General features: G+C 43.0%; 30 protein-coding genes and 1 pseudogene. 11 read left to right on the plus strand and 20 right to left on the minus strand.

Annotated features, from left to right (window positions below):
* Positions 1 to 3: 3 nt before the first annotated feature.
* The 5 genes from EUBC25_RS14255 to EUBC25_RS14275 all read right to left on the minus strand — a co-directional run bounded on the left by EUBC25_RS14255 (position 4) and on the right by EUBC25_RS14275 (position 3,920).
* Positions 4 to 1,467, minus strand: a complete 1,464-nt coding sequence (locus EUBC25_RS14255; RefSeq protein WP_230106136.1) for an ABC transporter ATP-binding protein — start codon at positions 1,465 to 1,467, stop codon at positions 4 to 6.
* A gap of 13 nt (positions 1,468 to 1,480) precedes the next feature.
* Positions 1,481 to 2,203, minus strand: a complete 723-nt coding sequence (locus EUBC25_RS14260) for an energy-coupling factor transporter transmembrane component T (protein ID WP_230106137.1) — start codon at positions 2,201 to 2,203, stop codon at positions 1,481 to 1,483.
* A complete protein-coding gene (locus EUBC25_RS14265; protein WP_230106138.1) occupies positions 2,203 to 2,793 on the minus strand; it encodes an MptD family putative ECF transporter S component in 591 nt (196 codons plus the stop codon). Before EUBC25_RS14265 ends, EUBC25_RS14260 begins: the two co-directional genes overlap by 1 nt.
* A 383-nt stretch (positions 2,794 to 3,176) precedes the next feature.
* Positions 3,177 to 3,341, minus strand: a complete 165-nt coding sequence (locus tag EUBC25_RS15050; RefSeq protein ID WP_087283233.1) for a helix-turn-helix domain-containing protein — start codon at positions 3,339 to 3,341, stop codon at positions 3,177 to 3,179.
* A gap of 84 nt (positions 3,342 to 3,425) precedes the next feature.
* Positions 3,426 to 3,920 carry a winged helix-turn-helix domain-containing protein gene (locus EUBC25_RS14275; RefSeq protein ID WP_087283243.1) on the minus strand — a complete coding sequence of 165 codons (495 nt, stop codon included), beginning with the start codon at positions 3,918 to 3,920 and terminating at the stop codon, positions 3,426 to 3,428.
* 237 nt (positions 3,921 to 4,157) lie between these two features.
* Between EUBC25_RS14275 and EUBC25_RS14280 the strand changes: the two are divergent.
* The 7 genes and pseudogenes from EUBC25_RS14280 to EUBC25_RS15055 form a co-directional block, all read left to right on the plus strand.
* Positions 4,158 to 4,853: pseudogene (locus EUBC25_RS14280) on the plus strand (tyrosine-type recombinase/integrase); the annotation flags it as partial.
* Positions 4,828 to 5,211: a DUF6262 family protein gene (locus tag EUBC25_RS14285; protein WP_205152227.1), complete on the plus strand. Its 384-nt coding sequence runs from the start codon at positions 4,828 to 4,830 to the stop codon at positions 5,209 to 5,211. The pseudogene EUBC25_RS14280 and the gene EUBC25_RS14285, both read left to right, overlap by 26 nt.
* Before the next feature lie 323 nt (positions 5,212 to 5,534).
* A complete protein-coding gene (locus EUBC25_RS14290; protein WP_230106139.1) occupies positions 5,535 to 6,140 on the plus strand; it encodes a cyclophilin-like fold protein in 606 nt (201 codons plus the stop codon).
* Positions 6,141 to 6,193: 53 nt separating this feature from the next.
* On the plus strand, positions 6,194 to 6,622 hold the full coding sequence (locus EUBC25_RS14295) for an aldo/keto reductase (protein WP_230106140.1): 429 nt from the start codon (positions 6,194 to 6,196) through the stop codon (positions 6,620 to 6,622).
* A 173-nt stretch (positions 6,623 to 6,795) separates the two neighbouring features.
* Positions 6,796 to 7,131, plus strand: a complete 336-nt coding sequence (locus tag EUBC25_RS14300) for a beta C-S lyase family protein (protein WP_230106141.1) — start codon at positions 6,796 to 6,798, stop codon at positions 7,129 to 7,131.
* Positions 7,094 to 7,510 carry a beta C-S lyase family protein gene (locus EUBC25_RS14305; RefSeq protein WP_230107623.1) on the plus strand — a complete coding sequence of 139 codons (417 nt, stop codon included), beginning with the start codon at positions 7,094 to 7,096 and terminating at the stop codon, positions 7,508 to 7,510. Before EUBC25_RS14300 ends, EUBC25_RS14305 begins: the two co-directional genes overlap by 38 nt.
* Positions 7,464 to 7,697: an aminotransferase class I/II-fold pyridoxal phosphate-dependent enzyme gene (locus EUBC25_RS15055; RefSeq protein WP_230107616.1), complete on the plus strand. Its 234-nt coding sequence runs from the start codon at positions 7,464 to 7,466 to the stop codon at positions 7,695 to 7,697. Before EUBC25_RS14305 ends, EUBC25_RS15055 begins: the two co-directional genes overlap by 47 nt.
* A gap of 175 nt (positions 7,698 to 7,872) precedes the next feature.
* Here the strand turns inward: EUBC25_RS15055 and lexA are convergent, their stop codons facing one another.
* On the minus strand, positions 7,873 to 8,490 hold the full coding sequence (gene lexA, locus EUBC25_RS14315) for a transcriptional repressor LexA (RefSeq protein WP_230106142.1): 618 nt from the start codon (positions 8,488 to 8,490) through the stop codon (positions 7,873 to 7,875).
* A gap of 263 nt (positions 8,491 to 8,753) precedes the next feature.
* Between lexA and yneA the strand changes: the two genes are divergently transcribed.
* The 3 genes from yneA to EUBC25_RS14330 all read left to right on the plus strand — a co-directional run bounded on the left by yneA (position 8,754) and on the right by EUBC25_RS14330 (position 11,476).
* Positions 8,754 to 9,113, plus strand: coding sequence for a cell division suppressor protein YneA (gene yneA, locus EUBC25_RS14320; protein ID WP_230106143.1), 360 nt, complete (start codon positions 8,754 to 8,756; stop codon positions 9,111 to 9,113).
* A 386-nt stretch (positions 9,114 to 9,499) separates the two neighbouring features.
* Positions 9,500 to 10,567: a tyrosine-type recombinase/integrase gene (locus EUBC25_RS14325; protein ID WP_230106144.1), complete on the plus strand. Its 1,068-nt coding sequence runs from the start codon at positions 9,500 to 9,502 to the stop codon at positions 10,565 to 10,567.
* Positions 10,568 to 10,741: 174 nt separating this feature from the next.
* Positions 10,742 to 11,476, plus strand: a complete 735-nt coding sequence (locus tag EUBC25_RS14330) for a tRNA 2-thiocytidine biosynthesis TtcA family protein (RefSeq protein WP_230106145.1) — start codon at positions 10,742 to 10,744, stop codon at positions 11,474 to 11,476.
* Positions 11,477 to 11,616: 140 nt separating this feature from the next.
* Here the strand turns inward: EUBC25_RS14330 and EUBC25_RS14335 are convergent, their stop codons facing one another.
* From EUBC25_RS14335 to mnmL, 8 genes are all read right to left on the minus strand, one after another.
* A complete protein-coding gene (locus EUBC25_RS14335; RefSeq protein ID WP_230106146.1) occupies positions 11,617 to 12,261 on the minus strand; it encodes a cytidylate kinase-like family protein in 645 nt (214 codons plus the stop codon).
* 95 nt (positions 12,262 to 12,356) lie between these two features.
* Positions 12,357 to 13,271, minus strand: coding sequence for an RluA family pseudouridine synthase (locus EUBC25_RS14340; RefSeq protein ID WP_230106147.1), 915 nt, complete (start codon positions 13,269 to 13,271; stop codon positions 12,357 to 12,359).
* Positions 13,222 to 13,761: a signal peptidase II gene (gene lspA, locus EUBC25_RS14345; protein WP_230107617.1), complete on the minus strand. Its 540-nt coding sequence runs from the start codon at positions 13,759 to 13,761 to the stop codon at positions 13,222 to 13,224. The genes EUBC25_RS14340 and lspA overlap by 50 nt, the downstream gene beginning before the upstream one ends.
* Positions 13,762 to 13,801: 40 nt before the next feature.
* Entirely contained in the window at positions 13,802 to 14,557 is a 756-nt protein-coding gene (locus tag EUBC25_RS14350; RefSeq protein ID WP_230106148.1) for a YlmH family RNA-binding protein, read from the minus strand.
* A 9-nt stretch (positions 14,558 to 14,566) separates the two neighbouring features.
* Positions 14,567 to 15,169: a cell division protein SepF gene (locus EUBC25_RS14355; RefSeq protein WP_230106149.1), complete on the minus strand. Its 603-nt coding sequence runs from the start codon at positions 15,167 to 15,169 to the stop codon at positions 14,567 to 14,569.
* A 26-nt stretch (positions 15,170 to 15,195) separates the two neighbouring features.
* A complete protein-coding gene (locus EUBC25_RS14360; protein WP_230106150.1) occupies positions 15,196 to 15,891 on the minus strand; it encodes a YggS family pyridoxal phosphate-dependent enzyme in 696 nt (231 codons plus the stop codon).
* A gap of 30 nt (positions 15,892 to 15,921) precedes the next feature.
* Positions 15,922 to 17,307, minus strand: coding sequence for a biotin/lipoyl attachment domain-containing protein (locus EUBC25_RS14365; RefSeq protein ID WP_230106151.1), 1,386 nt, complete (start codon positions 17,305 to 17,307; stop codon positions 15,922 to 15,924).
* Entirely contained in the window at positions 17,304 to 18,263 is a 960-nt protein-coding gene (mnmL, locus tag EUBC25_RS14370; protein ID WP_230106152.1) for a tRNA modification radical SAM protein MnmL/YtqA, read from the minus strand. The genes EUBC25_RS14365 and mnmL overlap by 4 nt, the downstream gene beginning before the upstream one ends.
* Positions 18,264 to 18,357: 94 nt before the next feature.
* On the opposite strand from mnmL, the gene EUBC25_RS14375 reads away from it, so the two are divergent.
* A complete protein-coding gene (locus tag EUBC25_RS14375; protein WP_230106153.1) occupies positions 18,358 to 18,570 on the plus strand; it encodes a DUF378 domain-containing protein in 213 nt (70 codons plus the stop codon).
* A gap of 75 nt (positions 18,571 to 18,645) precedes the next feature.
* On the opposite strand, the gene EUBC25_RS14380 is transcribed toward EUBC25_RS14375, so the two are convergent.
* Genes EUBC25_RS14380 through EUBC25_RS14405 form a run of 6 tightly spaced genes read right to left on the minus strand, consistent with a single transcriptional unit; the run spans position 18,646 to position 22,748 of the window.
* Positions 18,646 to 19,617, minus strand: coding sequence for a D-alanyl-D-alanine carboxypeptidase family protein (locus tag EUBC25_RS14380; RefSeq protein WP_230106154.1), 972 nt, complete (start codon positions 19,615 to 19,617; stop codon positions 18,646 to 18,648).
* Positions 19,601 to 19,993, minus strand: a complete 393-nt coding sequence (gene mgsA / locus EUBC25_RS14385; protein ID WP_230106155.1) for a methylglyoxal synthase — start codon at positions 19,991 to 19,993, stop codon at positions 19,601 to 19,603. The genes EUBC25_RS14380 and mgsA overlap by 17 nt, the downstream gene beginning before the upstream one ends.
* A 34-nt stretch (positions 19,994 to 20,027) precedes the next feature.
* Positions 20,028 to 21,158, minus strand: coding sequence for an FtsW/RodA/SpoVE family cell cycle protein (locus EUBC25_RS14390; RefSeq protein WP_230106156.1), 1,131 nt, complete (start codon positions 21,156 to 21,158; stop codon positions 20,028 to 20,030).
* Complete coding sequence (locus EUBC25_RS14395) at positions 21,155 to 21,367, minus strand: cell division topological specificity factor MinE (RefSeq protein WP_230106157.1); 213 nt, start codon at positions 21,365 to 21,367, stop codon at positions 21,155 to 21,157. The genes EUBC25_RS14390 and EUBC25_RS14395 overlap by 4 nt, the downstream gene beginning before the upstream one ends.
* A 17-nt stretch (positions 21,368 to 21,384) precedes the next feature.
* Entirely contained in the window at positions 21,385 to 22,176 is a 792-nt protein-coding gene (gene minD, locus EUBC25_RS14400; protein ID WP_230106158.1) for a septum site-determining protein MinD, read from the minus strand.
* A complete protein-coding gene (locus tag EUBC25_RS14405) occupies positions 22,158 to 22,748 on the minus strand; it encodes a septum site-determining protein MinC (RefSeq protein ID WP_230106159.1) in 591 nt (196 codons plus the stop codon). Before EUBC25_RS14405 ends, minD begins: the two co-directional genes overlap by 19 nt.
* Positions 22,749 to 22,763 lie beyond the last annotated feature (15 nt).

The raw sequence follows: 22,763 nt of genomic DNA on the forward strand, positions 1-22,763 counted from the left end.
AAATCACCTCGATTCTATAAAAAAATTTTGGAGGCGCTGGAGCCCTGCGGCATCCAGTGCATATTGTTCCTGTACCATACCATGCTCCAAATGCAGAACATGAGTACAGCAACTGACGATCAGCTCATAATCATGGGTGATGACAAGAGATGTCTTTCCCATTTTCTGTATCGTCACAAGTTCATCAGCCACTTCTTTCATGTGCTGTAAATCCAGACCGCTGGTAGGTTCATCCAGCACCAAAATCTTACGTTCAGAAACAAGAGCGGTGGCAATCGCCACCCGCTGCTTCTGCCCGCCGGAGAGCGCCATCGGGTGTCTCTCCTTAAACTGCAACAAATCCAATCTGTCAAGAACCGCGTCCGCCTTGTCGGGAGCTGGCTCCGCCATACTGATGAACATTTCTTCCTCTGTGCTTTCCGTAAACAGCTGATGGTTGACATCCTGCATGACCATATAGCACAGAGATAGCCTTTGTTTTCTATTATACGGCTTCCCGTCCACTTTCACAATGCCCTTGCAGTGTTTCTCCAGACCACAGAGGCAGCGGGCCAGAGTGGATTTTCCCGCTCCGTTATGGCCGATTACTGCAATCACGCCCGCCTGTGGCAGCGAAAGACTGTCAATATCCAGCGCATCCCTCTGCTTTGTATAAGCAAAACGAAAATTCTCACATTCGATAGAACCACTGCTTGCAACAGGATGTGCTGTCACAGGGAACGCGCCCAGGTCAAAAGGCCGCAGCCCCATTTCTGCCTGTTGCGTCACGGACAGTTTAAGTGCATCCAGAGCCAAGTAATCTTTTTCAATTCTCCCATCTTTTAGATACACAACACGGTCTATCAACTCTTTCAGATAATAGAGCCGATGTTCCGCAATAATAACTGTTTTCCCTTGCTGTTTCCAAATCTGGATCATCCGGCGCAGATCTTTTGTGGCTGACATATCCAGATTAGAAGATGGTTCGTCCAGAACGATGATGGGCGGATTACTGGCCGACACAGAGGCACAAGCAATTTTCTGCTTTTCTCCGCCGGAAAGAGAAAAGATATTTTTCCCCAGCAGATTGTCCATATCAAACTGTTCCGCAGTTGATTTCACCCGCTGAATGATTTCTTCTTCAGGCAAGCCCTGATTTTCGCATCCAAAAGCCAGTTCGCTGGTGGAGTCCACCGTAAAAAACTGCGTGCGGGGATTTTGAAAAACGCTCCCCACATATTTCGCTGTTTCATAGAGTGGAAGTCTGCTGATGTTCTTGCCATCCAGCAGGACTTCGCCGCTTAACTCGCCCTCATAATAATTCGGGATCAGCCCATTCACCAACCGAGTCAGGGTTGTTTTTCCGCAGCCAGATTGCCCACACAAAAGGATAACTTGCCCGTCCGGGATGATTAAGTCAATGTTTACAAGCCCACCGGCATCCGTTCCCCCGGCATATCGAAAATTGATATTGCGAAGTTCAATCATAGACTCCTTCCTCCTAACAAATAAAGAAACCGACCCAACAGGGTATCGCCAGCAGGAAGAAGAAAATGTCCAAAGGCCCAAAGCCAATTTTGCAAATATTTGTCCGTTTCTGCGGCGCTCCAAGCCCTCGCGTGAGAGCCGCCGCAGACAGTTCTTCTCCGATTTTGGCAATCGACATCATCAGAGGAACCACCCGGTATTCCAGCATCTTCATGGGACTGCGGAGAGTAGTGATGCCGCGCATCTTCATGGCGTCCCGTATAGCCGCATATTCCTCTTTTACCGTCGGGAAGAAGCGAAACACCACGGACACAGGGATTACTATTTTCTCGGGAACATGCATCCGTTCCATAGCTGCGACAAATTCACTGACAGTTGTAGTGCTCACCAGATAGTATCCCATGATAAATCCGGGAAGCATGTGTGTATAAATCCCGACCACAGCTCCCAGGATAAAATTCCATGTACCAGTGAGCAGCGGCAATACCGTTAATTCCAACGCAAACAAAATAGCGTATGTAACTGCAAATCTGGCTGCGGCCACCCATTTTCTTGAAAGAAGCAGGAACACAATCGGGCACGCCATGAGGCACGGGCGAACCAGGTTCATAAATCCGCCCGTGCCGCCAGTAATCATAATGGTGCTGACTGTAACAGTCAAAAACAGTTTTGTCCTCGGATCGGTGGGAATAACAGCTTTGCTTTCAAATTTTAGCGTTGTAACCGCCGCATCCATCAGGCAATCCCTGCCTTTTCAAAATGCTTCTTCAACACAGCTTTACCAAGAAGCGCCCCCAAAATGCCGCCGATAAAAGTGACAATAAACAGAACCGGGTACATCCAGCCAGGAGTATAGGACATGAGTGTGTCTACATATTCCTGCCCATAGCTGCTCACAAGTGAGGCGAAGAAGGTATCACGGGTCAAAAACATCCGGCTCACATAGCCCATGATCCAAAGGGAAAACACTCCGTTGCCAAGGAGTGTGCACTTCCAGCTTTGATATTTTCCAGCCCGCAAAATTACATCGCCCAGGACACCAAAGATGATGACAAAAATCAGAACCAACACACCGCTGCCCATGATTAAATTCAGCAAGCCCAGAACAATGCCGGTCAGGGATACCATGCCAAACTTTTTGACCTTTGTTAAGTACAGCATAAAGGGAATACCGCACAGGATGGGGCACACCAATCCAAGAAGCGGGATAAAGATAGGGATATACCCCAACATCATGCCCGCAAAGAAAATGACAAAATAGATGGCGGTGAAAATGCCCACATTGATAAGGTCTTTTGCTTGTAGCTTTTTGCTTTTTGTTTCCATTTACACATACCTCCAGAGAAGTTAGCAAAAACTAACCTATTGTGATTAAAAATGGCGAAGCAGAATTTCGCACAATCAGATTCTACTATAATCTAAACAGGCTACGCCACTCTAAATAGATTGAAAATACTCCAAATGGTTTTTGATTTTCATATGTAATGTAAAAGAGCTGTAGCAACTTACAAATCATTATGATTTTTCGGGTTTATTAAAAAAAACGTCTCCTGAACCGTGTTTTTCAATCCGTTATTTTTCTATAGACTTTTCCAAAAGGATAATGCCACTCGTTCTTTATTGTGGTCAGTATGGACTAATAAGTTCAGGAGAATTTCTACATAAACAAAACTCGCAGCTTAGAGTAATTAAACTCTTTCCCGCGAGTTTCATTCCTTCTTTTCTTCTGGTGGCACAAATTCCAGCAGATCACCAATCTCACAATTCAGTACAGTACATAAGCGTGCGAGAACATCTATATCCAATCGAGTGATTTTGTTCCTGCAGTAGTTGTTGCTCTGCGTTCGCTGCATCTCTGCCCGGTGGCTCAACATATTATCGAAAGATACAAGTCGAATATAAATTATGAAGAATAGAAAAGAAGAACAGCAGCCTGAATTGGATCAGACTGCTGACTCTTATTTTTCTGCTTGTACTTCAAAACAGTATCCGACTTCCCGAACGGATCGGATGGTAAATGGAGCATTGGGAGCTGCCTGGTACAGCTTTTCCCGAAGGTTGCAGATGTGAAAGCCGATAGTGTTGCTCTCACAGCCAGAGGGAATATCTCCCCATACCTTCTCGTAGATTTGGCTGTATGTAAGCACATGTCCCTTGTTGGCCGCAAGCAATAGAAGTATCTCGTATTCCTTTGCGGTGAGCTGAATTTCTTGGCGATCACGAAAAACTTTTCGTTTGCTTGGATAGATCTCAAGACCAGGGAGGGATAGCATCGGCTCCCTGGTCAGCTCATATTTTTCTATCTCTGAATGGCTTTGCAGGATGTCGAGGATCGCCTCGAATGCTTTAGAATCTTGTTCCTGCAATTCCAGAATGATTACTCGTCCGATAATATCACCCCTATGCGTAAGTACTTTTGAAAATATTCTTGGCCTCAAATAAGCCGATCTCATATGATTTTTGCCTAAATAAAGCAATAGCATGTTTACAGTAATACAATATGGCCCCTCTGATTTTGTGTAAATCCTTATTTCTCAATTACTGTTGCCGAACAGTTACACTTGCCTAATGAAATTGACTTAGGTTGTGTTTATCCGCTTTTTGAAAGAAATAGTTCCAGAGATGCCAGCAGCGACACTTGCCACCACATGACTGAGCAGAACCGCAGCCCAAATTCCATTTAGGCCAAAGTCCAGATGCTCTTCATAAATACGGACATCCCTCCGGAGGTGCAGCCAGAGTTCAAGGCTTATTCTGACGCAGAGCTGAAAAGGTTGAATGCACAGATAACAAAATTGGATGTCCAGATTACTCGGTGCATGGTTATTCACCAGATGCTTGGAACCAGAATATCGGATACACTTACCCTTCGCAGAGATTGTCTGATAAAAAGGAATGGGCTGGATATTATACGAATTCAGCAGGTCAAAACCCGTACCTATGAGAAACCGATCAGCGCTGACCTGGCCGCACTGATTCAGAAAGCGATTAATTATACTAAAGAAAGGTATGGGGCAACAGAGTACATTTTCGTAGATGAGAAAGATACCAGGCGGCCACTACAATACACCACAGTAAAACATAAAGTTCTCCAACTGATTCTGAAAGAAGACTTGCGGGATGATGATGGCAAGCTCTTCAAATTCAACACACATATGTTTCGGAGATCTTATGGAGTCAAGTTAACGGAACTGCATCTGGATGACTGGACGATCGCCAAGCTGCTTGGGCATAAGAATGTTAGCGCAGTAAAGCATTACCGAAAAATGAGCAACCAGCTCCTGGCCGATGAAACCAGACGAGCAAGAGCAGAACAAACAAGAATCCTATTAAAAAACTTAGATGGATGGGGTGAAGACTATGAGCAAATACGACAAAATGGTTGAAGTCAATCGGGAACGCAGCGAAGAAAAAATAGCTGCAGCAAAACGAGCAATCCGAAAATTGCTGGATCAAGGAGAAAGAGTATCTGTTCCCCAGCTTGTGAAGATGACCGGCGCTTCCAGAGGATTTTTTTATAAGAACCCAATCGTAAGAGCAGAAATTGACCGTGTCATGGAACAGCAGGCCGGAACCATTGATCCACGCAGAGGCATCCTGGATAAGGCAATGGAAGGCCGGATCGATCTGCTTCAGGACGAGATCTTCCGACTGCGGCAAGAAAATCAAGAACTGAGAGCTGAAAATGAAAGGCTGCAGAAAGCACTCAGTAAGAAAAGCCGGAGCGATTTTCGTAGGCTGTAAACTTAAAAAATAATACATAGAGCCAGCGGCAAAACAACCGCTGGCTTTTGCAGTTGTAACCTATGAGTATACACTGCGAAACTTATTGAGACTTCTGCATTTTACGAGCAAGGCTTATAATACAGGTAGATCAAGAAGTCCAGTCACCTATTTGTACAGATACTGATCACACGCTGAAGGAAAGGAATCCCGCCATATGGTCGCACCAAAACCGGAAAACAGGTACACAAAACACATTTGTGCTTTCCGTTAAGCCCAGTGTTTTCAAGGGCTGACGGGGACGGGCTATATTTTAATATCCTAACTGGTGGTACGGCGTTCCCATGGCGCTGCTTACATTCCTTGAAGAAAATGACCTGTCCGGTAAAGACGTATATCTCTTCTGTTCCCACGGCACAGGAGGACTGGCTGACAGCGTGGACATCATAACAGAAGCAGTGCCGGATGCGGAAATTTCCGATAATATCTTTGACTGTTACGAAGAAGATGCGGCGTCCTCTGAGGAAGTGATCCGTCAGTGGGTTCAGGAACTGGGATACAGCAGTGCACAGGGCGAAGATACCGTCCAGGGAAATGCTCTGAACCTGCAGATCGGCGACACTGTGCTGACAGCTGAACTTGCCGACAATTCTTCAGCAGAGGCGCTTCGGGATCTGCTTGCGGACGGGTCTTTAGAGATCGCTATGCAGGATTATGCTGATATGGAAAAGGTGGGAAGTCTTGGACAGGAACTTCCTGCCAATGACGAACAGATCACAACCGAGGCCGGAGATCTGATCCTGTACCAGGGCGATTCCTTTGTCATCTATTATGCGCCTAATACATGGAATTTTACACGACTTGGAAAGATCAATGATATCAGTGCAGAGGAACTGCAGGATATTCTGGGCGAGGGAGATGTGACAGTTACCTTGTCTCTGGCAGAGTAGGGGAGCATTGTTGTATAAATAAATGGATTCAGGCATGATAGGAGGAATGTACTATGGATACAATACAGTTAAATAATCAGTTGGAAATGCCGCTTCTTGGATTCGGAGTTTTTCAGATTACAGATCACGATGAATGTAAAAAGGCCGTAAAAGAAGCTCTGAAAACGGGCTACCGGATGATAGATACCGCCGCATGCTACGGAAATGAGAGGGCAGTGGGTGAAGCTGTGAAAGAAAGCGGGATCAGAAGGGAAGATGTGTTTCTGGTATCAAAAGTCTGGATTCAGGATGCAGGGTATGAAAAGACGATGGCCTCATTTGAAAAGACACTGACTAATCTTCAGACAGATTATCTTGATCTTTATCTGATCCATATGCCCTATGGAGATTACCATGGCAGCTGGAGAGCAATGGAAGAGCTGTATCGTAGGGGAAGGGTGAAATCCATCCGTTCTGTCAACAGAAAGAGCTTCGGAAAGTAATGGAGCAGTACGATATCAAAGCGATGGCATGGGCGCCGTTTGCAGAAGGAAGAGAAGGATTTTTCAGAATGAAAAGCTGTCAGCTATAGGATCGGCGTATGGAAAAACACCTGCACAGGTTATCTTAAGATAGCTTCGTCAGAGCGGGATCATTGCAATCTCTAAGTCTGTTCATGAAGAAAGAATCCGTAAAACTCAGACAGCAGGATGAAAAGCGCAGAAAAGAGGCAATAAGGAAGCGGGCAAAGCACGGTGCCTTTGGCTATACCATTGTCCCGGATAAGTGGTATCAGACAATAGAGAACTGGTGGCATGAAAGATATCATTTTCAAATGGACAAAGAATGGATAATCTTCTGTACAGGAGTCGTCCCGGCTATTTCCAGTATTGTCAGAAAAATGACCACAGCAGCAGAAAAAATTGTCCTGCTTACACCGGTCTATAATATCTTTTTTAATTCGGTTGTGAATAATGGGAGATATGTGGTGGAGTGCCAGCTTCAGTTGTGACTTGACAGAGCCTGGAAGCAGCTATATTCCCTTTGCATCGGTTTCGGATACATGCAGGGAAAACAGCATTACCTGTATTGCGCCGACAAAGTCTTTTAATCTTGCAGGACTTCAGACTGCGGCTGTCATTATTCCAAATGAGACGATTCGGTATAAAGTATGGAGAGGGATGAATACAGATGAAGTAGCGGAACCAAATGTGTTTGCCATGACCGCTGCGATCACTGCATGGACACAGGGAGACGCCTGGTTGGATGCGCTGCGGAGCTATCTTTTCCAGAATCGGCATACAGGCAGCACAGTATCTGCAAAAGCAGATTCCGGAAGTAAATCTGGTTCCTGCCAAAGCCACCTATCTATTATGGATAGACTGCCGTAATATAACTGAAAACGCAGAAGAACTGGCAGAGTATATCAGACGGGAAACAGGACTTTATTTGTGTGCCGGAACAGAATACGGAAAATCCGGCGAAGGATTTCTTCGAATGAATATTGCATGCCGGAGGGAAACAATGATGGAAGGTCTACAGCGGCTGAAAGAGGGGTTTGATCTTTTCATATTATAATAAGATTATAAAATATTCCCTGATTCGGGAGAGTCCCATGTCTGGACAACAGGTAAATAAAGAGTGTGAGAAATTGGTCTATTTTAAAAGGCCGTCAGATGAAGCTGTGCTCTAAATCTGGCGGTCTTTTAAAATACAACTTGAAAAATAATCAGGATAAGAGGATGGTGTAACTTTATCCAAAGAACCGGAAAACTCCGATCACTTTCCCCAGGATCTGCACATCTCTTACAATGATGGGATCCATGAAATCATTCTCCGGCTGCAGGCGGATCACGCCTTCTTCTTTATAGAAAGTCTTGACTGTCGCGCCATCCTCGATCAGCGCAACTACCATATCGCCGTTGTGAGCAGTGTGCTGTTCCTCTACAAGAACGTAATCCCCATCCAGAATACCGGCGTTGATCATGCTTTCTCCCTTTACTGTCAGCATAAATGTATTGTTATTGGGAAGCATTTCCACCGGGATAGGAAAGTAGTTCTCAATATTTTCCTGGGCAAGAATAGGTTCACCGGCTGCAACATGTCCGATCAGCGGTACATTTGTCACTTCCCGTCTTGTAAGATTAAAGGTATCATCTAAAATTTCAATCGCACGGGGCTTTGTGGGATCCCTTCTGATATATCCGTTCTTTTCCAGTGTTTCCAGGTGAGAGTGAACGGAAGATGTAGATTTCAGATGCACAGCTTCACAGATGTCACGCACTGCAGGCGGAAATCCTCTCTGAAGGATCTGATCCTTGATATATTCCAATATTTCTTTCTGTTTGGGACTGATCTTTCCCTGTGCCATGATATTTCCCCCTTAAAATAGTCGTGATGTTAAATATATCTGTATTTTATCATAACATCTTTCAAAAGGCAAACAAATGTTTAGAAAGTATGTTCGATTATTTTTATAAAATCTATTGACAAACATTTGTTCGTATAATATAATTTCATCATAAAGAACAGGTGTTCGGAACATATATTCTTATTAAGAAAAAATAGAAAATCTAAAACAAATAAAATTAAGAGAACAGGAGAGACACTGGTCTTGCAGTTATGGAGGGGAAAATGATGGGAGCACACAGATTACATGCAGCAAGCAAACGTAGAAGAGAAGTATTTCGTGAAAAATTTATTTTAATAACGATAGCCGCTTTCATTGCGCTTTGTTTTAGTGTTATGATCGGAGCAAGACTGGTATGGGCACAGGATGAAACGGCTTCTGTACAGACAGAGACTTCTTCAGAGGCATATTATGGAAGTATTGAAATCGATTCCGGAGATACGCTGTGGGATATTGCTGAAACATACGCAAAAGGAACAAACATGAGCGTATCTGAATATGTAGATCAGCTGAAAAGTATGAATCAGCTTACAGATGAAACGATTTACGCTGGGCAGCATTTGACAGTTGCCTATTACAAATAGAACAAATAATTTAAAGCTATTTATTCTTTTTAATTTGATATATAAGCTTTTCTCCTTAATGGTTATATAATGATTCATCTATAATATAATCAGAGAACAGCTTTATATATATAATTATACTCCCAATACTTTATTAAAATAAGGCGGACACATCCTTATAAAACAGGATGGCAGTTCGTCTTATTTTAAAATCCCACCGGTGATATATTGCAGTCATAAGAATTAATGATATATGTATTATAGACCAGCGAAAAAGATCTATACGTAAAATACAGATTTTTCCAAAAGATATAGACAAAAAATCCGGATTCTAGTATACTGAATAAATAGAATCCAGCAATCCCAATAAAATGAAAGAAATAAAAATAAGGGGTGAAATTAAAGAAATGCCAAATGCAAAAAATAAAACATATCATGAACAGACAGAAATCGATTATACGATAAGACTTCGTGAAATTCTGAAAACGCTACCTCCTTTTGCAAAGGATTTCTTTCGTGCCATCGAACCGACATCATCTATTCGTACCCGAATGAATTACGCTTATGATATACGTGTTTTTTTTCACTTTTTAATGGAAAATAATCCGATCTACAGTAAATATTCTATCACCCAGTTTACAGTGGCTGATTTGGATGATCTGGAGCCTGTAGATATTGAGGAATATATGGAATATCTGAAAGTATACAGGCGTGAGGATGATGAGGTGATGACAAACGGGGAAAAAGGTCTTGCCCGGAAAATGTCCGCGCTTAGAAGCTTCTATGCCTATTATCATAAACACCAGTATATTTCTCATAATCCTACACTTCTTGTAGATATGCCGAAACAGCATGAAAAAGCCATTATCCGCCTGGATGCAGATGAAGTGGCACTTCTTCTGGACCATGTGGAATCCTGCGGAGAATCTTTGTCCGGACAGGCCAGAAGATATTACGAAAAGACAAAAGAAAGAGATCTTGCTATTCTCACACTTCTTTTGGGTACAGGAATCCGTGTTTCCGAGTGTGTCGGACTTGATATTACGGATGTAGATTTTAAAAATGACGGGGTTACTGTCACCAGAAAAGGCGGCAATCAGATGGTTGTGTATTTCGGGGATGAGGTGGAATCCGCTCTTATGAAATATATTGGGGGAAGCCGAAAGGCTGTGGATCCCCTTCCCGGACATGAAAATGCCCTCTTCCTCTCCACCCAGCGCCGGCGTATGGGGGTTCAGGCAGTGGAAAATATGGTGAAAAAATATGCCCGCCAGGTAACACCTAATAAAAAAATCACTCCCCACAAGCTTCGCAGCACCTATGGAACTTCTCTTTATAAAGAAACCGGAGATATTTATCTGGTAGCGGACGTTTTGGGACATAAAGATGTAAATACAACGAAAAAGCATTATGCTGCAATCGATGAAAACAGACGCCGGCAGGCGGCGTCTGCTGTCCGTCTAAGAGAACCTTAATATTCTGCCTTTATTGATATATTATCACTTTTCGTTTGATAAATCATTAATTGTTTTCTATTTATCAATCTTTTTTGAATATACTTTACAACTAAAAAAGAATAAGGTACGATAGCAAAGTATCACTATGTTATAATTCAAGAATAAAAAAATAGAAGGGATTTTACATATCAGATGAAATTACAGCAATTATTAAGCTATACAAGAAAAGCCGTAGATGAATACCAGATGATTGAAAAAGGCGACCATATTGCAGTAGGTATCTCCGGCGGAAAAGACAGTCTTACTCTTCTCTATGCGCTGCATGGATTGAAACGTTTTTATCCACAAACATTTAATCTGAGCGCCATTACAGTAGACCTGGGTTATGAAAAATGCGATTTCAGCCCGGTTGTGGAGCTTTGCAGAGAACTTGATGTTCCCTACAAAATTGTTAAAACGGATATTGCTCACATTTTATTCGAGGAACGAAAAGAAAGCAATCCCTGCTCTCTCTGTGCAAAGATGAGAAAAGGCGCTCTGAATCAGGCAGTAAAAGAAATGGGCTGCAATAAAGTTGCCTATGCTCATCACAAGGATGATATCATTGAAACAATGCTTCTTTCTCTGATCTTTGAGGGAAGGTTCTATTCCTTCTCGCCGAGAACTTATCTGGACCGCATGGATCTGACCGTTATCCGCCCCATTATGTTTGTGGATGAAGCAGATGTCATTGGATTTAAAAATAAATATGATCTTCCTGTTGTAAAAAGCCGGTGCCCTATTGACGGTTACACAAAGCGCCAATACGCAAAAGAGCTGGTGCATCAGTTGAATGCAGAGCATCCTGGGGCAAAGCAGCGAATGTTTACAGCAATTTTGAATGGAGACATTAAGGGATGGCCGGAACGGATCCCCCATGTCAGATAAGATATTTCAGATAAAATATCAGATAAGGTTAAAACATAAAAATACCGCCGACACTCCGATCACACACTTTTTTGAAAGCATCGGAATGCCGGCGGTTCTTCTTTTCTATTTGGAATTTATAATTTTTACATTATGATGTTTTACAATTTACGGTCTCCGCCGTTTTCTTTAATTGCTACAAGCTGTTTGATGGCTTCCGCAGTTCCTTCAATGCCGAGGACAGAGCTGTCAAGGCAGATATCATAGCTTTCCGCGTCAGACCAGCGTTTGTTCGTATAATAATTATAATAGCTGGAACGCTTTTTATCAGTCTTCTGGATCAGATCCTTTGCTTTTGCGTCTGTCAGGTCATAAATTCTTGCGATCCGGCGGATACGGGCTTCCATCTTGGCGTGAATAAATACACTCAGAACATTGTCATATTCCTCCAGTGCATAGTCCGCACATCGTCCGACCAGAATACAGGGGCCTTCGTCCGCTATTTTTTTGATAGCGTCAAACTGTGCCAGAAATACTTTGTGGTTGATCGGCATATCTGTATAATTCCCGCCGGAATATCCCAGGGAATATGTATCCATAACCAGAGAATATAAGAAGCTGTTGGTCGGTTTTTCGTCGTGGGCTTCAAATAATTCTTCACAGATACCACTTTCTTTTGCCGCTCTGCCAAGCATTTCCTTATCGTATAATTTGATGCCGAAATCCTTTGCAACCTTATAACCGATTTCACGTCCGGCACTGCCAAACTCTCTTCCTATGGTAATAATTGTATTTGTTTTTTCCATACCATTCACGCTCCTCTTCCTCGTTGTTACCAACTAGATATATGTATTATATAACAATTTTGAGAAAAAGTATAGAATTTTATGAAAATTTCGAACTATTTTTTTGTTAGTCTGTCTAATAGATTCAGAAAATATTCTGGCAGGGGCGCATTTACTTCCAGGTATTCGCCTGTCCTTGGATGAATGATCCCTAAAGTTTTAGCGTGAAGTGTCTGTCCCTGAAGACCGCGGATCGGAACCTTTGAAGATCCATATACAGTGTCGCCGAGAAGCGGATGGCCGATGGATGCCATATGCACCCTGATCTGGTGGGTGCGTCCTGTCTCAAGCTCACACTGTATATAGGTGTAATTCCCGAATCGCTCCAATACTTTATAATGAGTTACCGCACGCCTTCCGTTTTTCGCCCTGGTGCTCATTTTTTTCCGGTCTACAGGACTTCTGCCAATAGGCGCATCTATTGTACCGCTGTCTGTTTTTAAATTTCCCGTAACGATCGCTTCATATACACGTCGGATAGAATGTTCTTTTAACTGAAGAGCAAGATTCTGGTGAGCCATATCATTTTTGCAGACAAGAAGGGATCCGGTTGTATCCATATCAATTCTGTGGACGATTCCCGGACGCATAACGCCGTTAATACCGGAAAGCTGATCTTTGCAGTGATACATCAATGCATTGACCAGAGTGCCGCTGTAATGCCCGGGAGCCGGATGTACCACCATTCCTTTCGGTTTATTTACAATGATGATATCTTCATCCTCATAGAGAACGTCAAGAGGGATGTTTTCTGCCTCGATTTCCGGTTCTTTTACCTCCGGTATGGAAACTTCTATGCTGTCATCAAAACAAAGCCTGTAACCGCTTTTTACAGGCTTTCCGTTGACACAGACCATCTTTTCTTTTATCAGCTTCTGTATGTGAGAGCGGGACAATTCCGGCATCTCTTCTGCCAGATACTTATCGATCCGGATCCCGCTTGTCTCTTCCGCTGTAAAGTATTTGTTCAAAGTCTTCCTCCTTATAATAAAACAGTACCAGAACTAACAGAAGGATCGTCGATACTGTCACAAAAATATCCGCAACATTGAAAACCGGAAAATCGATCAGCTTAAAATAAAAGAAATCAATCACATACTGCAGCCGGATGCGATCGATCAAATTGCCGATTGCCCCGGAAACGATCAAAATAGCGCAGATCCGAAGAGGCAGGAACTTTTTTGAGGCAGGAATTTTCATATAAATCCAGATAACCGCGCCCATCACAAGAAAGGTACTGATATAGAAAAACCATTGTTTTCCCTGGAGAATACCAAAAGCAGCCCCGCGATTTTCAAGATAGGTAAGCTGAAAAATACCGGGGATCAAATCGATAGGATTCTTATCCTTCAAATATGTGACAGCCAGATATTTGCTCCATTGATCAAGCAAAACACCTGCCGCCGCCAGGATGAATGCCGCAATATAATGTTTATTTTGTCTTTTCTGATTTTCTTCCATGATCAATTCTGTCAATCCTTCTTTACTTACTCTTCTGGGATCAGATATACTTTCCTATTTCGATATACAAACGCCCTTTTTTTGTCTCTGAAAGTATGCCCAGGTACTTTATACGTCCCATGCCCCGGACAGAAATAATATCATTTTCTTTCAGTCTGCAGGCATTTGTGGTGATCAGCTTTCCGTTGACAAACACTTTTCCGCCCTCTATAAGTCCGGTCAGCTTGCTGCGCGACAAAGGAAAGGCAACAGAGAGAACGGAATCCAGACGTACCGTGGAAACAGTTCCTTTGTGAAGTTCAAGATTCGGCGTATAGTGGAAATTCTCCATATTTTCCACAGATACTTTCACTGTCGTATGGCGGATCCTTGTCAAATTTCGGCAGATATAGTCCGCCATGGAATCTGTGACAAATACACGGCAGCACTCTTCTGATACAAGAAGATCTCCGAGGCAGCACCGTTCAATCCCGAGATGAAGGATTCCGCCCAGATAATCCCGGTGAGAAAGATTCTCCGCAAATTTCAGATTAACCGGAGAAATCTTCAGGATTTCTACAGGATACCGGTACTCATAATAAAGAGCATCAGGTAGAAAGGCAACCATCTGACGCTCTGCTGCTTCGTATCCGCCATATGTTTCATATGCTGCCGGAAACATATGTTTCGGAGTGGAATGTAAAATATTCAGTTCATTCAGGTTCAGAAAGTCTGTAAAAGTAACAATATCTCTTTGATATGCCGTGTTAGAAAGCTCCACAAGACGTTTCTGAAGCAATAATTCTTCCTTATTCATGAAACAGACCTAAAATCTGGTACGCATAGAAGATGCGTCAAAAGAGGTATTCAAAAGATCCTGAAGATCTCCGGAAATATCTACATTTGTAGGTGTAACAAGGAATATGTAATTGGAAATCTTCTGCAGATTGCCGCTGATAGCAAAAGTTGCACCGGATGTAAAATCAATGATCCTCTGTGCCACTTCAAGATCCAGGCCTTCCAGATTCAGAATAACAGTGCGTCCACTAAGAAGAGTTTCTGTAATCTCACGGGCATCTTCAACAGAAGACGGCTTAATGACACATACTTCCATATTCGGCGCGTTTCTTCGGGATGCCGGCTGACGCATAGGCGTCACTTTATTATTTCCGGCACTGCTTACAGCGTGGGAAGAACTCTGGGAATTTCTGGATGAAGATCTAGGCGCTCTGTCATCATAATCATCGTAGTCATCATCATAATTATCATCATAGTCTTTCCCTTTAAATCGTGAAAGAAGACCGCCTTTTTTTGCAGGTCTGTCATCATAATCATCATCATATTCATCATCGAAAAAATCATCGTTATCGTAATCGTCATCTTCGTCGCTTAATTTCATAATGTCAAGAAACTTATCTAATACTCCCATTTTAAAATCTCCTATCTTACGTTATCCTAAATACGAGCATAATCACGCACACCAAATAACCCGGTTCCAACGCGAACCATCGTGGCGCCCTCTTCGACCGCCACTTCAAAATCATTGGTCATGCCCATTGAGAGAATACTCATAGTAACATTATTAACTTTTTTTGCCGCGATGTCAACAGATAATTTACGTAAACGCTGAAAATATGGCCGATTTTCTTCCGGATTTTCTACAAAAGGAGCAATTGTCATCAATCCACACACTTTTATATGGGAAAATCCAGCAATTTTTTCTATAAAGCTTTCGGTTTCTTCCGGTGAGATACCGAATTTGCTCTCCTCTCCCGCCACATTTACCTCAATCAGAATATTAGCGGTAATCCCATGTTTCTGCGCTTCTTTGTCTATTGCTTCTGCCAGACGGACGGAATCTACAGAATGGATCAGATCAACTTTATCGATGATATATTTGACCTTATTTCTCTGCAAATGTCCGATCAGATGCCAATGAATATCTTTGGGAAGCTGATCGTATTTTTCGGTCAATTCCTGAACTTTATTTTCGCCGAAGATCCTTGTGCCAAAATCATAGGCTTCCTGCAGCATTTCCACAGGTTTTGTTTTACTGACAGCAATCAGTGTAACCTCCTTCGGATCACGGCCGGAACGTCTGCAGGCTGCTTCAATCCTCTGTTCTACTTCCCTGAAATTATCCTGTAACATATATAAACACTCCTTTTCATGACAGATTTTTTACATTACAAGCTCATTTTCCTGAATTTCACTTCCATCTAAAGCAATATGATCGTAATTTGTCAATCCATAATCATTGCCGGATTTCACAATATAATATTCCTCACTCTCACAGAGAATTTCCACAGGTTTAAACTCTGCATATCCTTTATTAATATTGTAAACTCCCTGCAAAGAAGCCTTCTCGGAAATGGTATATGTATCTGCTGAATCCGGTTTGATCAAAACATCTCCCTTTTTTAACTCATCCATATTCAGATAGACCATACCTGTCTCACTGTCACGATAATATACATCCACTGCGTGGAAGGAAGCATCTTCTCCATCGCTCTGGACCAGAACGCCGGACTGGCTGCTGTTGCCGCCCAAAGTGATGTAATCTTCAGGAATTATGTAGAATTCTTTTTCTGTTACAGAGGATTTGGGAATTTTAAGACCTGTTTCATCCTCCAGGATCAGTTCAATATCCAGAAAACGCTCTCCTACATATCTTACCATTGAATGATCAAATGTGAGGAAACCAAGGTCGGCGTCTTCCGTATTATAAATCTGGAATCCTGCCCATGTTGTCTGATCATCTTTTGTAAATCTGACCTTTACACTGGTTGTGTCTGCCAGCTCTTTTGTCATTTCCTCATCCAGCTGGATCACAAGCGTCCACTCTTCGTTTGTCACAAGCTTGTAGGCAGGATCGCCGCTTTTGACCTTTGTATTGTTAAAAAGCTCTGTTTTCTGATAATCTGCCCGCGATATCATGTCGGCAGTTACCTGATCCATAGCAAGATCTTCATATCCGTCTACCGAATATACAATAATCCCGTCATCAGATGCGACATAGGTTGTCAGCCCCTCCTGACCGCTTTCTATCATGGCGCTAAGCTGTGCCTGCCGGCTCTGGGCTGTGCTGCTTGACAGAATATTTTCAATGGAATCTTTAAACGTATAGGTATCCTCATATTTATTGTTCTGAAAATTTTCACTAAAACTTTGGGCTTTTTGGATAATAGAGTCTCTTTCCTCGGAAGTTAAACCGGAATCCTCTGATTCCTCTGTGTTTTCCTGACCGGAAAAATCCAATTTTTCAGAAGAAATACTGTAAACATTGGTCTTTCTGCCTACTTTACTGCCTTCCGGTGCAAAGTAATTGATATATCCATCTGCCTCTGCTCCAATAACAGTTTCCTCTCTGAGAACAAGACCGGTATAGGAAGTATCCTTTAAGATTGATCCCTCCCGCACTTCATAAGATGACACATGTTTAGCGGTTGCGTACATCAAAACAGTAACAACCAAATAAACAAAGATAACTCCGAAAATAATGACCCCTATATTTATATTCCACTTTTTGCGGTAAACCTGAATGTTGTTTATCTCATTTCCAGTCAATATACTGCCTCCAATTTCTCAAGTGCAGCTCCTTTCAGATAGCTGAATCTCTTTCCCTGAAAAGAGCCGTCTGCCCGCATTTTTTCTTCAAATTCATCCTTAAGCTTCCACCAGCTTGTCTCCCAGTTGCAGAACACGGCCTCTTCTTCCGGAATCCTCGAAAACAGGCGCTCTACTGCAATATCAGGATTTAAAAATTCCAGAAATACCTGCAGGCGCTGCAGATATTCTTCTTTGGAACATATGGTTATTGTACCATTTTCATAAGCTTCGCACAATAAGGTGTTTTTGGCGATATAAAGAGAATGGATCTTCACAATGTCAATTCCAAGTGCAGAAAGGATCTTGGCTGTTTCTTTTGCATCCTCCATGGTATCACCGGGAAGATTTAAAATTACATGGGCGCAGATATCAAAACCGTATTTTTTGATTTCAAGAACAGCATCGATAAATTCAGCCAGAGAATGTCCCCGCTGGATTTTTTGAAGCGTATGATAATTGGCCGTCTGAAGACCCAGCTCCACCGTAACTCTCTGTCCGCCGGCAGTGGCTGTTTCCTTCAGCGCCTCAAGGTATTCTCCCCGTATACAGTCCGGGCGTGTGGATACTGCAATCTCCACAATATCCGGCACCCGTGCTGCCTCTTCAATGTATGCCCGAAACCGTTCGATTTTCATAAAGGTATTGGTATAGTTTTGAAAATAAGCGATAAACTTATGCGCATGATACTTTTTTTCGATCAGACTTCTTGTGCTCATCAGCTGGTCCGTTATCCTGACTTCGGAAGACAAAGCCTCAAATCCGGTGCCGGATTCCGCGCAGAACGTACAGCCTTTTTGTCTCCCTAATCTGTTGGGACAGGTAACGGGAAGATTGATCGGCAGTTTATAAACTTTTTCCCCATACGTTTTTTTCAAATATTCCGAATAAGGATAATAGAATGTCTTTTTCATCATAAAAGAAAAAGGTCCTTTCCATCAATTTTATGGCATGCATATTTTGGGATTTCCCGCACATAATATCATCATCTGATAAAAAGGAGGAAATCATATGAAATGGTTTGACAATATTGCATTAACCCTTGTTATTATCGGGGCGATCAACTGGCTGTTGATCGGCATTTTCCGTTTTGATCTGGTGGCATTTCTTTTCGGCAATCTCACATGGATCTCGCGGATCATTTACACACTGGTCGGATTGTGCGGACTTTACCTGATCAGTCTGTTTGGAAGAATTGGAACTTTCTCCGATTCCCGTTCATAAATCAAGAGGGGCAGCCCGGAAAAACGGGTTCCCCTCTTTTTATTTGCAACTTTTCCTGCTGAAAGTTTGTTTTCTTTATTCCAACGAAGGGATCTGATCGATCAGTGCTGTCATATCTTCATATAAAGTCGGCTTATCCGCTGCTCCCATAACAATAGATATATATTGATCTCCACTGTCGTTCTCACAGAGAAGAACAAGACAGTCTCCTGCATCCCCTGTGTATCCTGTTTTGCCGCCGATCACAGTTGCGCCTTCCGGCAGAGCGGCCGCTCCTCTGGCATAGTAATTGGTCGGTTCCCATGTAAGCTGTCTTGCTGTCCCGTCAGCACCGGTCACATTTGCCGTATAGGATGAAGCACTGATAATATCCATAAATTCCTCATGCTTAATGCATTCATTAAAGATCAGATACAGATCGTATGCAGTTGTATAATGATCCGGATCATGGAGACCGTTGGGCGTAACAAAATGCGTCCCGGTAGCCATCAACTCCGCGGCCTGGTCATTTACCATCTCCATAAAAGTATCCACATCTCCGCCGACATGTTCTGCAATGGCGACTGCATTATCATTTCCGGACCAAAGCAGCAGCCCGTACAAAAGATCTCTCATGGTCAGCTGGTCCCCTTCCTGGAGGCCGCATACCTGATCTTCCCAGCCAAAGCTTGACGCAGCTGCATTTCTGCTGACAGTGACGACATCGTCCATATCGGAATTTTTGATTGCTACAAGGGCTGTTAAGATCTTTGTGGTACTTGCCGGATATAATCTTTCAAAAAGATTATATCCATACTCTACCGTGTGATCAGTCAGATCAAACAGGCCTTCCGCATGGAGCGAAGAATCCCCCTCAAAACCGGAGATGGATACATCAGAATCTGTCACACAGAGATCCTCAGCAAACAATTCCGCCTCATAGATACTTTTATTATAATTCTCTTTTTCAAAGGATGTCACAGCGCTTCCAGCGCCGCACCCGGATATCAGCAGCGAAATTCCGGCTGCGCAAAGAATAAGCGATGTCTTTTTACCTGTATATTTCACGCCAATCTAAATCTCCTCTGTCTATTGAAAGTATAATTAATTCTGCTGTGGCGAGATTTGTCGCCATAGGAATATTATGCATGTCGCAAAGCTTGATTACTCCGTTCACTTCAGGTTCATGGGGTTTTGCCATAGGATCTCTTAAAAAAATCAGGGCATCAATATCATTCTGCGCAATCTGGGCGCTCATCTGCTGTTCGCCTCCGAGATGGCCCGCCAGATATTTGTGAATGGACAAATTGGTTACTTCTTCTATTAACCTTCCGGTTGTTCCTGTTGCAAACAGATTGTGCTTGCTCAAAATCCCGCGATACGCGATGCAAAAATTCTGCATCAGCGTCTTTTTCCCATCGTGGGCAATAAGACCAATATTCATACAACGATTCCTCCTCACATTAGTAAAAAACAGGTTACTGATATTTTTTCGGCTGCAGCCCCACATTCAGAACGATTCCAATTCCCAGATACATACTCCACAGAGAAGTAAGTCCATAACTTACAAATGGAAGGGGAATTCCTGTGTTAGGGAAAATCTGTGTTGCAACAGCAATATTAATAAAAGTTTGTATCCCGATCAGGGATCCGACCCCGCAGCAGATGATTCTGCCCGTTGTATCCTGGGCTCGGATCCCTATTACAATACATTGTATCACGATTAATAATAACAAAACAATAACAATACAGCAACCCACAAAACCTAATTCTTCTCCAACAATTGCAAAAATAAAGTCTGTCTGGGGCTCCAGAATAAAGTTTCCGTTTTTTACAGAAGTTGTTGTATTATTGTTCAGCCCTTTTCCTGTCAGCTGACCGGATCCGATTGCCATGACGGAATTGTTCTGCTGATAGGCTTCATCGCTGGCATATTCCTCCGGATTCAGCCAGGCAAGAATACGCTTTTGCTGATAATCGTCCAGGATCTTCTGATCCGGCTGCACAATAAGACTTAGCAAAATAATTGCCGTCGGCACTGTGACGAGCAGCACAATCCCAATGAAGCGGTAAGACAGCCCGCCCACATACATCAGCACACAGAATAAAGCGGCTGTACAAATAGTAGTAGAGAGGTTCGGTTCCTCAAAAATCAATACAAGAGGTATAACGATCAATATAACTGCCTTTAAAATTGTCCTTTTGCTGCTCAAATCCTCTTCATGAACCATAATAAATTTTGCGAAGAAAATGATCAGAAAGATTTTTGCAAGCTCTGAAGGCTGAAAATTGGTAAATCCCAGATTGATCCAGCGCCGCGCTCCGTTGACTACCTCTCCTACGCCGGGAATCAGTACAATGGCAAGCATCCCTACGGAAAGGATATACAAGATCCAGTAAAAGTTTGCAATCCATACATAATCGATCACAGATACAACGACCATCAAAATGACAGCGGCTACCAGACCGATGATCTGTTTTCCCTGATAGGATTCATTTGCACTTCCGATAACCAGCACGCCTAAAAAAGAGATGGCCATGACAAGTATGATCAGAGTGAATTTATAATCTTTCAGATGATAAGGTTTTGTTATTTTAAGAAATTTCACTGCTTTTCTCCTGTAAATTTGATATGTACATGCGTCCTTGTATAAGAGACTTCAAATTCCTCCGGTGTAATTTCAATATATTTGGAAAGTGTCTGGTATAGCTCACGGCTGATCTTTTCGTAAAAATCCGGTTTGCACTGCATCCGGTCCGTTCCCACCAGCACCTTCAGCCTGTCTTTTGCAATTCTCACTGAAGACCGTCTCACCATACTGCTTTTGCGCCCCCTTAATTTTTATGGAAGATCTGGGAAAGCTTAGAGAGCAGTCCCCCATTTCCGTTCAGATCCATAAAAGGAATATCCTCTCCCAGGATCCGGCGGCATATATTCCGATAGGCCTGTCCGGCTCTTGACTCCATAGATATAACCGGTTCCCCCTGATTTGTTCCGATCACGACCTGCTCGTCGTCCGGTATGGCTCCCAAAAGAGGAATGGAGAGGATCTCCGTCACATCGTCTACAGACATCATATCTCCTTTTTTTACCATATCCATACGGATCCGGTTGATGATCAGTTCACAGCGTCCGATCTTCTCTGCCTCAAGAAGCCCGATAATACGGTCCGCGTCACGGATAGACGAGACTTCCGGGGTAGTGACAACGATTGCCCGGTCCGCCCCGGCAATGGCGTTTTGAAAGCCCTGCTCTATTCCGGCGGGACAGTCCAGAAGAACATAATCGTATTCTTCCTTAAGCTCTGCTGTAAGTTTTTTCATCTGTCCCGGAGAGACGGCAGATTTATCTTTTGTCTGCGCAGACGGAAGCAGATAAAGATTCTCATATCTTTTATCCCGGATCAGCGCCTGCTTCAGACGGCAGCTGCCTTCTATTACATCTACCAGATTATACACGATAAAATTTTCCAGTCCCATGACCACATCCAGATTCCGAAGCCCCAGATCTGTGTCTACGATAATAACCTTTTTATCTGCCTGTGAAAGTCCTGCTCCGATATTTGCCGTCGTGGTTGTCTTACCAACCCCGCCTTTTCCTGATGTAATTACGATAACCTCGCCCATGAATAATTTCCTCCTATCACTGGTTTTACTTTCCTGTCGCCGATGCGAAGTTTTTCCGGTTCCATATGAAGAGCGGCGATGAAAGCGTCTTTTCGTCCTGATGCTCCGGCTTGAGCACAACCGAACAGAGTTCCAATAATTACAATATTTCCTTTGGAAACAACGGTTGCACCTTCCTCTACATCTCCGATGATCACAATGCTGGTTTCTGATTCCAACACCTGCTTTTTCTTCAGTGTCCCCCTGTAGAACCGTCCGTCGGGCTCCGGCATTTCTGCCAGAGTCTGATCTACGGCGCTTTTGTACATCTTGTCCGTTTTTTCATCGTAATCCAGTATACACAGGATTTGTATTTTTGCTGCTTCGGATATAGTATCCACGATTTTTTGCTCTTCCTCTTTGGTAAGAATACGGTTCTCAAATCGGACTGCCATCCCTGTACCTTCAAAGAAGTGGACGGAGGCCCTGAATTTGTTTTCTATCTCCATTAACAGCTCATCAAAAGGCATTTCTTTGTCTAAATAAACTGTTAAGCCGTATCGGTTGCTTTTAATCATGACATGATCTTTCACAGCGAAAACTCTCCT

The sequence above is a fragment of the Claveliimonas bilis genome (genome assembly GCF_020892095.1).
GTDB classification, from domain to species: Bacteria; Bacillota; Clostridia; order Lachnospirales; family Lachnospiraceae; genus Claveliimonas; species Claveliimonas bilis.

What these genes read in the sequence shown, in the direction of transcription:
- EUBC25_RS14255 (WP_230106136.1), bottom strand. Translation starts at nt 1,467, where the DNA reads ATGATTGAACTTCGCAATATCAATTTTCGATATGCCGGGGGAACGGAT.
- EUBC25_RS14260 (WP_230106137.1), bottom strand. Translation starts at nt 2,203, where the DNA reads ATGGATGCGGCGGTTACAACGCTAAAATTTGAAAGCAAAGCTGTTATT.
- EUBC25_RS14265 (WP_230106138.1), bottom strand. Translation starts at nt 2,793, where the DNA reads ATGGAAACAAAAAGCAAAAAGCTACAAGCAAAAGACCTTATCAATGTG.
- EUBC25_RS15050 (WP_087283233.1), bottom strand. Translation starts at nt 3,341, where the DNA reads ATGTTGAGCCACCGGGCAGAGATGCAGCGAACGCAGAGCAACAACTAC.
- EUBC25_RS14275 (WP_087283243.1), bottom strand. Translation starts at nt 3,920, where the DNA reads ATGAGATCGGCTTATTTGAGGCCAAGAATATTTTCAAAAGTACTTACG.
- EUBC25_RS14285 (WP_205152227.1), top strand. Translation starts at nt 4,828, where the DNA reads ATGAGCAAATACGACAAAATGGTTGAAGTCAATCGGGAACGCAGCGAA.
- EUBC25_RS14290 (WP_230106139.1), top strand. Translation starts at nt 5,535, where the DNA reads ATGGCGCTGCTTACATTCCTTGAAGAAAATGACCTGTCCGGTAAAGAC.
- EUBC25_RS14295 (WP_230106140.1), top strand. Translation starts at nt 6,194, where the DNA reads ATGGATACAATACAGTTAAATAATCAGTTGGAAATGCCGCTTCTTGGA.
- EUBC25_RS14300 (WP_230106141.1), top strand. Translation starts at nt 6,796, where the DNA reads ATGAAGAAAGAATCCGTAAAACTCAGACAGCAGGATGAAAAGCGCAGA.
- EUBC25_RS14305 (WP_230107623.1), top strand. Translation starts at nt 7,094, where the DNA reads ATGGGAGATATGTGGTGGAGTGCCAGCTTCAGTTGTGACTTGACAGAG.
- lexA (WP_230106142.1), bottom strand. Translation starts at nt 8,490, where the DNA reads ATGGCACAGGGAAAGATCAGTCCCAAACAGAAAGAAATATTGGAATAT.
- yneA (WP_230106143.1), top strand. Translation starts at nt 8,754, where the DNA reads ATGATGGGAGCACACAGATTACATGCAGCAAGCAAACGTAGAAGAGAA.
- EUBC25_RS14325 (WP_230106144.1), top strand. Translation starts at nt 9,500, where the DNA reads ATGCCAAATGCAAAAAATAAAACATATCATGAACAGACAGAAATCGAT.
- EUBC25_RS14330 (WP_230106145.1), top strand. Translation starts at nt 10,742, where the DNA reads ATGAAATTACAGCAATTATTAAGCTATACAAGAAAAGCCGTAGATGAA.
- EUBC25_RS14335 (WP_230106146.1), bottom strand. Translation starts at nt 12,261, where the DNA reads ATGGAAAAAACAAATACAATTATTACCATAGGAAGAGAGTTTGGCAGT.
- lspA (WP_230107617.1), bottom strand. Translation starts at nt 13,761, where the DNA reads ATGGAAGAAAATCAGAAAAGACAAAATAAACATTATATTGCGGCATTC.
- EUBC25_RS14350 (WP_230106148.1), bottom strand. Translation starts at nt 14,557, where the DNA reads ATGAATAAGGAAGAATTATTGCTTCAGAAACGTCTTGTGGAGCTTTCT.
- EUBC25_RS14355 (WP_230106149.1), bottom strand. Translation starts at nt 15,169, where the DNA reads ATGGGAGTATTAGATAAGTTTCTTGACATTATGAAATTAAGCGACGAA.
- EUBC25_RS14360 (WP_230106150.1), bottom strand. Translation starts at nt 15,891, where the DNA reads ATGTTACAGGATAATTTCAGGGAAGTAGAACAGAGGATTGAAGCAGCC.
- mnmL (WP_230106152.1), bottom strand. Translation starts at nt 18,263, where the DNA reads ATGATGAAAAAGACATTCTATTATCCTTATTCGGAATATTTGAAAAAA.
- EUBC25_RS14375 (WP_230106153.1), top strand. Translation starts at nt 18,358, where the DNA reads ATGAAATGGTTTGACAATATTGCATTAACCCTTGTTATTATCGGGGCG.
- mgsA (WP_230106155.1), bottom strand. Translation starts at nt 19,993, where the DNA reads ATGAATATTGGTCTTATTGCCCACGATGGGAAAAAGACGCTGATGCAG.
- EUBC25_RS14395 (WP_230106157.1), bottom strand. Translation starts at nt 21,367, where the DNA reads ATGGTGAGACGGTCTTCAGTGAGAATTGCAAAAGACAGGCTGAAGGTG.
- minD (WP_230106158.1), bottom strand. Translation starts at nt 22,176, where the DNA reads ATGGGCGAGGTTATCGTAATTACATCAGGAAAAGGCGGGGTTGGTAAG.